Here is a 7,092-nt window from a genome sequence, read left to right as displayed (position 1 = left end):
GTGTTAGCTTGTCGCAAAGCTGATAAGCTAGGGTATAGGAGCCAGGAGTGGTACCCACCGCGACACTGATGCTGCCGGTTGTAGGGTCTAGAGTGATACCAGTGGGGTAGGTGCCCACGGTTGCCAGAGTGGCATTGCCAGCTCCACCTAGTGTGGCCGGAAGCGTGTTAACTACATCGTTAGCCACTACGTTAGGGATAGCCACTCCTCCGGTTCCGGCGCTAGCAGTGCCTGCATCGGGGTTCGCTACTACCGTAGAGCCAACAGGCGCTGAGAGTGCCGCAACGTTATTCGTTACGCTAATTTCGGCGGTCGTAATGGCTACAATAGCCGTAAAGCTTGAGGTTGTTCCGGCCGTAGCAGCGCCCGGTGTTATGGGCACACTAATCGTTGTACTGGAACCGGTAGCGATGGCCGCTGAGCTAGTACAGGTAACATTAGCTCCTGTGGTGACGCAGGCAAAACCACTGCTGGTGAAAGAGGCTGGCGTGGCAATGTTCGCTGGAACCGTCAGCGTTGTGGTAATTGGGCCGCTTGTGGCAGCTGAACCAACGTTGCTAACAATAACGGGCAAATTACTGGTGCGCCCGGAAAGTAAGGAGGGCGTTGGCTGAGCCATAGAAATTGCCGGATCGGCCAGGCCAATCACGGCAACTGTCGACGAGCAGGTACCCGTTGCTTGGGCAGACGTTACCGTCAGGGTCCGGGTTCCAATGGCTCCCGAGCCATCATAAGCAATGGGAATAGATAAGGCTGTCTGGCTGGTAGCTAGTGATGTAGTTACGGAGGCCGGCGTTGACGTAAAGCCTGGACCGGTCACCGAAGCTACGACAATTTGGCCGTCGCGGGTTGTTGTGATTGGAATAGTTAGAACTCCCGTTGAAGGAGTACCGATTACAAACGTACCACCCACAGTTGCATTGGCACAGTTACCGTAGATAAAGGCGCCTTCTTTAATTCGCCATAAAACCTGTGAGCCATTAGATGGGTAAGTAGCAGTCGGATTGGTTATTCCCGCGTTGGGTGGGCCGAATGCAGCATCATTCGTATCGATATTGTTATCCAGACCATCCCTGTCGGTATCGGCTGCGGCTAGCGTTAGGTTAGCCTCGTTAGTATCCGTTTTGGTATCGTTGTCGCTGTCAAGATCCAGGTAATCGGCGGTATCTGTACCATCAGTATTAACGGGGGTTAGGCCACCCGTTGCCGAATAGGAAGTAGGTAGACCTGCCAATGAACCTGATGCTACTACGGTACTACTAGGGATAATATACCCACTTGTCGTTTGTGCTTCGATGTTATCTGGAATGCCATCACCATCCGAGTCCAGGTCTACTGCATTTCCAATACCGTCGCTGTCCGGATCGGCCAATATACCTTCTGCATCATCCGGAATACCGTCGTTATCATCGTCTATATCAACGGCGTTGGCAACGCCGTCCCCATCCGTATCAAGTACGGGAACGCAGGTTGTAGTTGTGAATACAATACCGCCCTGACCATCCATAGGGAAGTTGGCCGTGTTTGTAGTTGCCCCCGTTTTAGCATACGTAATGTCAAATGAAGATACTCCCACATAAGCCAAAGCCACTGTAAAGGCTGGATCAACTCCATCGGTTCCCGGCTGATCCTGGGTTCCCTGAAAGCGAATTGTGGAGGCCGTAGGCGTGGTAACAGATGTGTTAGTTGGGCTACTTAACTTATATGAGTATAAATCATTATTACCAACAGTAACTGACTCTGTGATTCCACTTGTAAGATTATTGTCAATATCTGCAATTGTAAATGATCCCTGGAATGGTACGGGTGTAGTAGTGCCAGTTCTCACTACAGTCCAACGAACGGTTGACGACGCCACGCCACCATTAATGGCAAAGCGGGCCAGTCTAGCCTGTGAGTTGGCATTGGTAACTACGTCAAAGCGTGGGTATGTAGCATCAGCGACCCCAGTGTAGGTTAAAACTTGACCTATCATATCGACCGACTGGCCATTTATAGTCGCTACGTTAGGATAACGCGCCGTACGTCCAACGGCTGTTGTTCCGGTTGGCCCACTGAGGGTAGGCGCTGTAACAAATGAAAATTGAGTAAACCCGTTTTGGCCTGGTACTGGACAAGGAGAAGTTCTGACGGCAACTGTAGCCGAGGTCGTAACCGTACAATTGTTGGCATCTGTTACCGTTGCGCTGTAGGTACCGGTTGTAACATTGCTTATGTTTTGCGTAGTGGCTCCGTTGCTCCACCGATATGTGTAAGGCGAACGCCCTCCTGACGCAACGAGGTTCACCGCGCCGTCGGCCGTTGTCGAACTACTGGCATTCGTGACAATGGTCGTTGCTGTCAAAGCACTGTATTGGACAAAGGAATAGTAAACCGCTGTGCTTGTGGTCACGCCAACCGCATTGGCAATAACAATCTGTATTTCATCAAAGCTTAATGTCGTTGTAAAGCCCAGTGCTCGCTGGCCTGCCCCCGCCAGTTGAGTCAGGTCCATTAAGGTAGACGCTGTAGACGATTCCCGAAGGGTTCCATCCAGATATGTTCGAATGGTTACAGAAGGCAGTAGGTTATTGCCTAAATCGGTGTTGTTACCGATCAAGAAACCAGCAATAGCTCCTCCTCCGAACACGGTAGTACCGCCGTTCGCATCAGCGCTCACGGAAATTTGCCCACCACTACCAGTACCTCCCTGCGAGTTGATCGAAGCAAAGTTGGTCAGGTTGGCATCAGCAACGTTAGCCGCATTAGTGACACTGCCGGCACCAATGCCAAACAGACCACCACCTACGCCACCGGTACGGGCGGTGATTACCCCCGTATTAGAAAAATTATTAATGGTTAACGTACGATAGTTACAGGGCAGAGTTTGTGCCTGTATCGGGGTCATAGGCCCAACGATGATGAAAAGTAGACAAAGCGACGCTAACGCTCCCGTAAAACGATGGCGAGACTCCTTCTGCTCTGCAAGGAAGTGTCGTAAAGCGCTCTTCGGAACACTTCCCTGCAAAAGCCATGATAAGGTGAGAATGAAAATAAGGTAAAGGATTAGATCCATATGGAATAATTAGGACACTGATCTGGCTTATATTAGGCTGATTAGTTGAGCATATCGGCATTATTTCACCCTACCCGATGAACGACATATCGACCATTAGAGAAACCGGATCTTTTCAGTAGACAAAATCGACGTAAGCTGATCGTAACAAGTAGTCAGTAGGTACTGACTAGGCTGTTATAGGTTCAAAGGGTTGCGGTGGGCAGGCTTAACGCGAGCCGTGGACTTGGTATCCAAGCCAGGCATCTATGCATTGGTATAAGCAGGTGCCGCCTTACTAAATGTAAAAGGTGAGTACTCTGATTAAAGACGTTTACCCGAGCAGAAGCTAATGCATTGCTCGTGGAATAATTAATAGAAGTAATTATAGTGACGGTGGGAGTACAGATAGATTTCATGAGTTTGCTCAAGTCAACATCTCTAGCCTCTTACCTGCAAAAACATTGCTAGAGTGAGCAACAATGAGAAAAATCATAAATAAATGAATGTATAATCAGTGCAAGAGATAATCAACGTGTTATTTGTAGTAAATAATTTTATAAAAAAGTAACATCAATTGTTGTGCCAAAAATCACATATGTGTGTATTATTAATTCAATAAAACCAGAAACCATTTTCAGCCGTATGTAGACTACTTTTATCTTACGCAATGTTTCAGGCTACTTTGGTTTCAGAGTAGCCTGAGTTGTAGTATAGCCTTAAAGCGTGGTTAGTTGGCAGTGTATGTGAACACCAATGTGGTTGTATATGCTCCGGCAGGCTTCATGAAACTCGGTCCGCCTACTGCCCGGTAACGGATCAGCATAGCAGCATTAAGCAAGGAGGCTGCAAAACATGAAGCCTTTAGAAACTGGCTGAAAATAGTTAATTGAGCCTCCTGAGCAACATCGAAACATAGAGAGCCGACTCACAATTGCGCGTTAGTTTCTCGTAATCTTTCGACAAGCGTCGATTAAAACTAAGCCAGGCAAAGCTGCGCTCCACCACCCAACGGGGCTGTAAGAGTACAAACCCTTTTGTAGCATCGGTGCGCTTGATGACCTGCCATAGCCAGCCCGTCAAGTGGGCCACCCAATCATAAAGATCAGCACCTCCATAGCCCGCATCGACCCACACAATCTCAATTCGTCCACAGCGTTCTTTGAGCCAACTTGTAGCCCAAATCTTTTGCAATAAAACTTGGGCACCTGCCTTCTCTGCCATGTTGGCCGCTACCACTTTGACCGCCAGCAGCAAACCTGATGTATCCACCAGGATGAATCGTTTACGTCCCTTTATACACTTGCCCCCCTCAAAACCACGGGCCTCTCCACCTACTTGAGTCGTCTTAACACTCTGGGTGTCAACACTAGATGCGGTGGGCCGTTTCTTGCGTCCAGCCTTCTTGCGAACCTTCTTAACCAAGGCTACATGCCTCTTTTCCCAGGTGTTATCCTTACTCCACTGATTAAAATAGTGATAAACACTTTTGGGATGGGGGTAGGCATTAGGCACCATCGACCAGCTACAGCCACTGCGCATCACATACAGGATGGCATTAATGACCTGCCGCAAGTCCAAGGGGTTGCGCCCAGGGCCGTCCGGTTTCTTTTTGGGCTGAGGCAGTAGTTTCCGTAAATGCTTCCATTGTTTTTGACTCAGTTCGTGAGGGTATTTTTTAGGGAGTTTGGTAGTTTTGTGCGTTGGCCTTGACTGGTTTTGTTTTCGCACTTCAAAGTTCAGTCATTGGCTACTGCCAATCACTATCTCAACCCATTTTCAGACAGTTTCTTACAAATAATAAAGGAGGTATTACGTATCGAAATCTTCCACTTGGTACCTATGCTGTCTCGGCGGTAAGCGCGGGACGAATCGGCGACCCGGTATTATACAATGAGAAAATTACCGTTGGCCAATCGGTTACTAAACGAATTGCCTTGTCCCGAACATTTCGTGTGAGAGGGCAGCTGCAATGTCAGTTAAATGCTTATGATCGTCAGCCGTGTCAGTTCAACCGATTTACCATAGACATACAACGCGATCAGCAGACAGTTGCGTCGGCCAAGCCGTTGCCAGACGGATCGTTTGGCATTCCTTTATCGCCGGGAACCTACACCTTATTTCTACGAGACTATGGTCGGCAACCGCCGACCATAGTGAGAACAATGTCGTTTACATTAACGCCAGCAGGGCAACATCCTGAGTTAAATTGGACGGTTGACGGCTCGACCCGGCCGGTCGACATCAAACGATTCAAAAGTAAGTAAAGTTAAGAACTACATTGGCTCGATAGGGCTGACGAATGCTACCCATGTTCGCAACGAGTAGGGTTTCACTTACAACTGCCCAATCATTGCGCGGATCAAAGCAGTCAGATTAGGTTCAGCTTTCTTGGCAGCCGCGATGATTTTGTTGATGTTCGCTTTTTCCAGCGTGTCAGGAAGGCACATGTCTGTAATTACGGACACACCAAAAACAGTCATCCCCATCTGGTTAGCAACAATAACTTCGGGCACTGTAGACATGCCTACAGCATCGGCTCCCCACTGACGTAGCATTCGATATTCAGCCCGAGTTTCGAGCTGAGGTCCGGTAGCACTTACGTACACACCGCGCTGGAGCGTGATGCCCAACTCGGCCGCGAGGTTCAAAGCCAGATCAATGAGCTTGTGGCTATACGGCTCACTCATGTCGGGAAACCGGTCACCAAACTCGGGAAGGTGGGGCCCAACCAACGGGTTGGCCGGTAGCAGCAAACTGATATGATCGTCAATCAGCATTAAATCGCTGAGTTGAAAGGCGGGGTTCATGCCACCGGCAGCGTTAGAAACCAGCAACGTCTGTACACCTAAAGCGCGCATTACTCGAACCGGGAACGTTACCTGCTGCATAGAATAACCTTCATAATAATGAAACCGCCCTTGCATAACAAGAACAGGTTTGTCGGTAAGTGTCCCTAAGAGCAGCTTGCCCGAATGAAACTCGACAGTCGACACCGGAAAATGCGGAATCGTTTCGTAAAGCAAAGTTGTCTCAATGCGTATATCATCGGCCAACGCGTCCAGACCTGTACCGAGGATGATACCAATCTGAGGAACTAACGAGGTTTTGGATTGTATAAATTGAGTGGCCTGCTGAATTTTTTCGAGCATAATGAATAAGGTATTAACATGATTTAGCTGCAAGTTAGCGGTTCGCCAAACAGCACAGCTATTGTCGATAGTGCGTCTTTTTCACTCAAAAGCGAGTTTGGGCAAACCTCCGCAGCCAAACTACTTTTCCATGCCCAGCAAACTAATAAATTTTATGAAAGCTTAAAGATTATGTAAATATGATCGAACTAAAGAGGGTGCTTCATCCGTTATCCCTTCGTAGCAGCGAAAAGCTAAAGCAGATTCCAAAAATTGGGCATATTTTTTCTGATGCTGGAACCTCCGCTCAACCCTTCCTGTTCTACATATATCATCTATTAAGGCTCCGAAGAGATCAGGCACTAGCTTATCCGCCTTATAGATTGGTTGATGGAGTTAATTTTCTTGAATTTTTTTGCCAAGAGAACTCCAGTAATCCTACTCGTGTTGTATATTTGTAGCGTCTTAAGGCTCCCAAGAGATTTATAGTCCGCCGGTAAGACCGCTCAAGAAAATAACCAGTCACCAATTAGATAGCCGAAAAAGTTGTTAATTGGGAACTACAGGGCCTAGCCCACTTGTTATTTACTTGGTTCTGCAGAGTAGGTAGAGTAACCTCCCCAAACATACGATAAGTAAGCAAGGCCCGAGAGCTGATAGGTTTTTGGCCCCTTATTTTGTCACCGCGCTTCGGCCAACGGGCCAGGCGATTTGTTCTTTGACAAACGGTCAGCACAACAAGCAACTCAACCATACGCCTTAGGCGTCGGTTGAACAAGACAGTTTCACCTGCGGGTGAGACACAACTATTTACGATGGAGAGTTTGATCCTGGCTCAGGATGAACGCTAGCGGCAGGCCTAATACATGCAAGTCGAACGGCTCGCAAGAGCAGTGGCAAACGGGTGCGTAACGCGTAAGCAACCTG

At 48.3% G+C, this 7,092-nt stretch carries 4 protein-coding genes and 1 rRNA gene; 2 read left to right on the top strand and 3 right to left on the bottom strand.

Annotated elements, in window-relative coordinates:
- On the bottom strand, window positions 1–2,887 hold a 2,887-nt coding region (locus tag ACFSUS_RS28855), incomplete at its 3' end, for a beta strand repeat-containing protein (RefSeq protein ID WP_381528722.1).
- Between the two features lie 1,032 nt (window positions 2,888–3,919).
- Entirely contained in the window at window positions 3,920–4,765 is an 846-nt protein-coding gene (locus ACFSUS_RS28850; RefSeq protein ID WP_381528719.1) for an IS5 family transposase, read from the bottom strand.
- A gap of 206 nt (window positions 4,766–4,971) precedes the next feature.
- On the opposite strand from ACFSUS_RS28850, the gene ACFSUS_RS28845 reads away from it, so the two are divergent.
- Complete coding sequence (locus ACFSUS_RS28845) at window positions 4,972–5,301, top strand: hypothetical protein (protein ID WP_381528716.1); 330 nt, start codon at window positions 4,972–4,974, stop codon at window positions 5,299–5,301.
- Window positions 5,302–5,370: 69 nt separating this feature from the next.
- On the opposite strand, the gene ACFSUS_RS28840 is transcribed toward ACFSUS_RS28845, so the two are convergent.
- Window positions 5,371–6,186 carry a purine-nucleoside phosphorylase gene (locus ACFSUS_RS28840; protein WP_381528713.1) on the bottom strand — a complete coding sequence of 272 codons (816 nt, stop codon included), beginning with the start codon at window positions 6,184–6,186 and terminating at the stop codon, window positions 5,371–5,373.
- A 791-nt stretch (window positions 6,187–6,977) separates the two neighbouring features.
- Between ACFSUS_RS28840 and ACFSUS_RS28835 the strand changes: the two genes are divergently transcribed.
- A 16S ribosomal RNA gene (locus ACFSUS_RS28835) occupies window positions 6,978–7,092 on the top strand; the annotation flags it as partial.

The sequence above is a fragment of the Spirosoma soli genome (genome assembly GCF_042684525.1).
GTDB classification, from domain to species: domain Bacteria; phylum Bacteroidota; class Bacteroidia; order Cytophagales; family Spirosomataceae; genus Spirosoma; species Spirosoma soli.
Note: the sequence above shows the minus strand (reverse complement) of the source record. Positions and strands in the feature narration are given on the sequence as shown.

Coding starts and splice junctions, on each gene's coding strand:
- ACFSUS_RS28840 (WP_381528713.1), bottom strand. CDS start 6,186: ATGCTCGAAAAAATTCAGCAGGCCACTCAATTTATACAATCCAAAACC.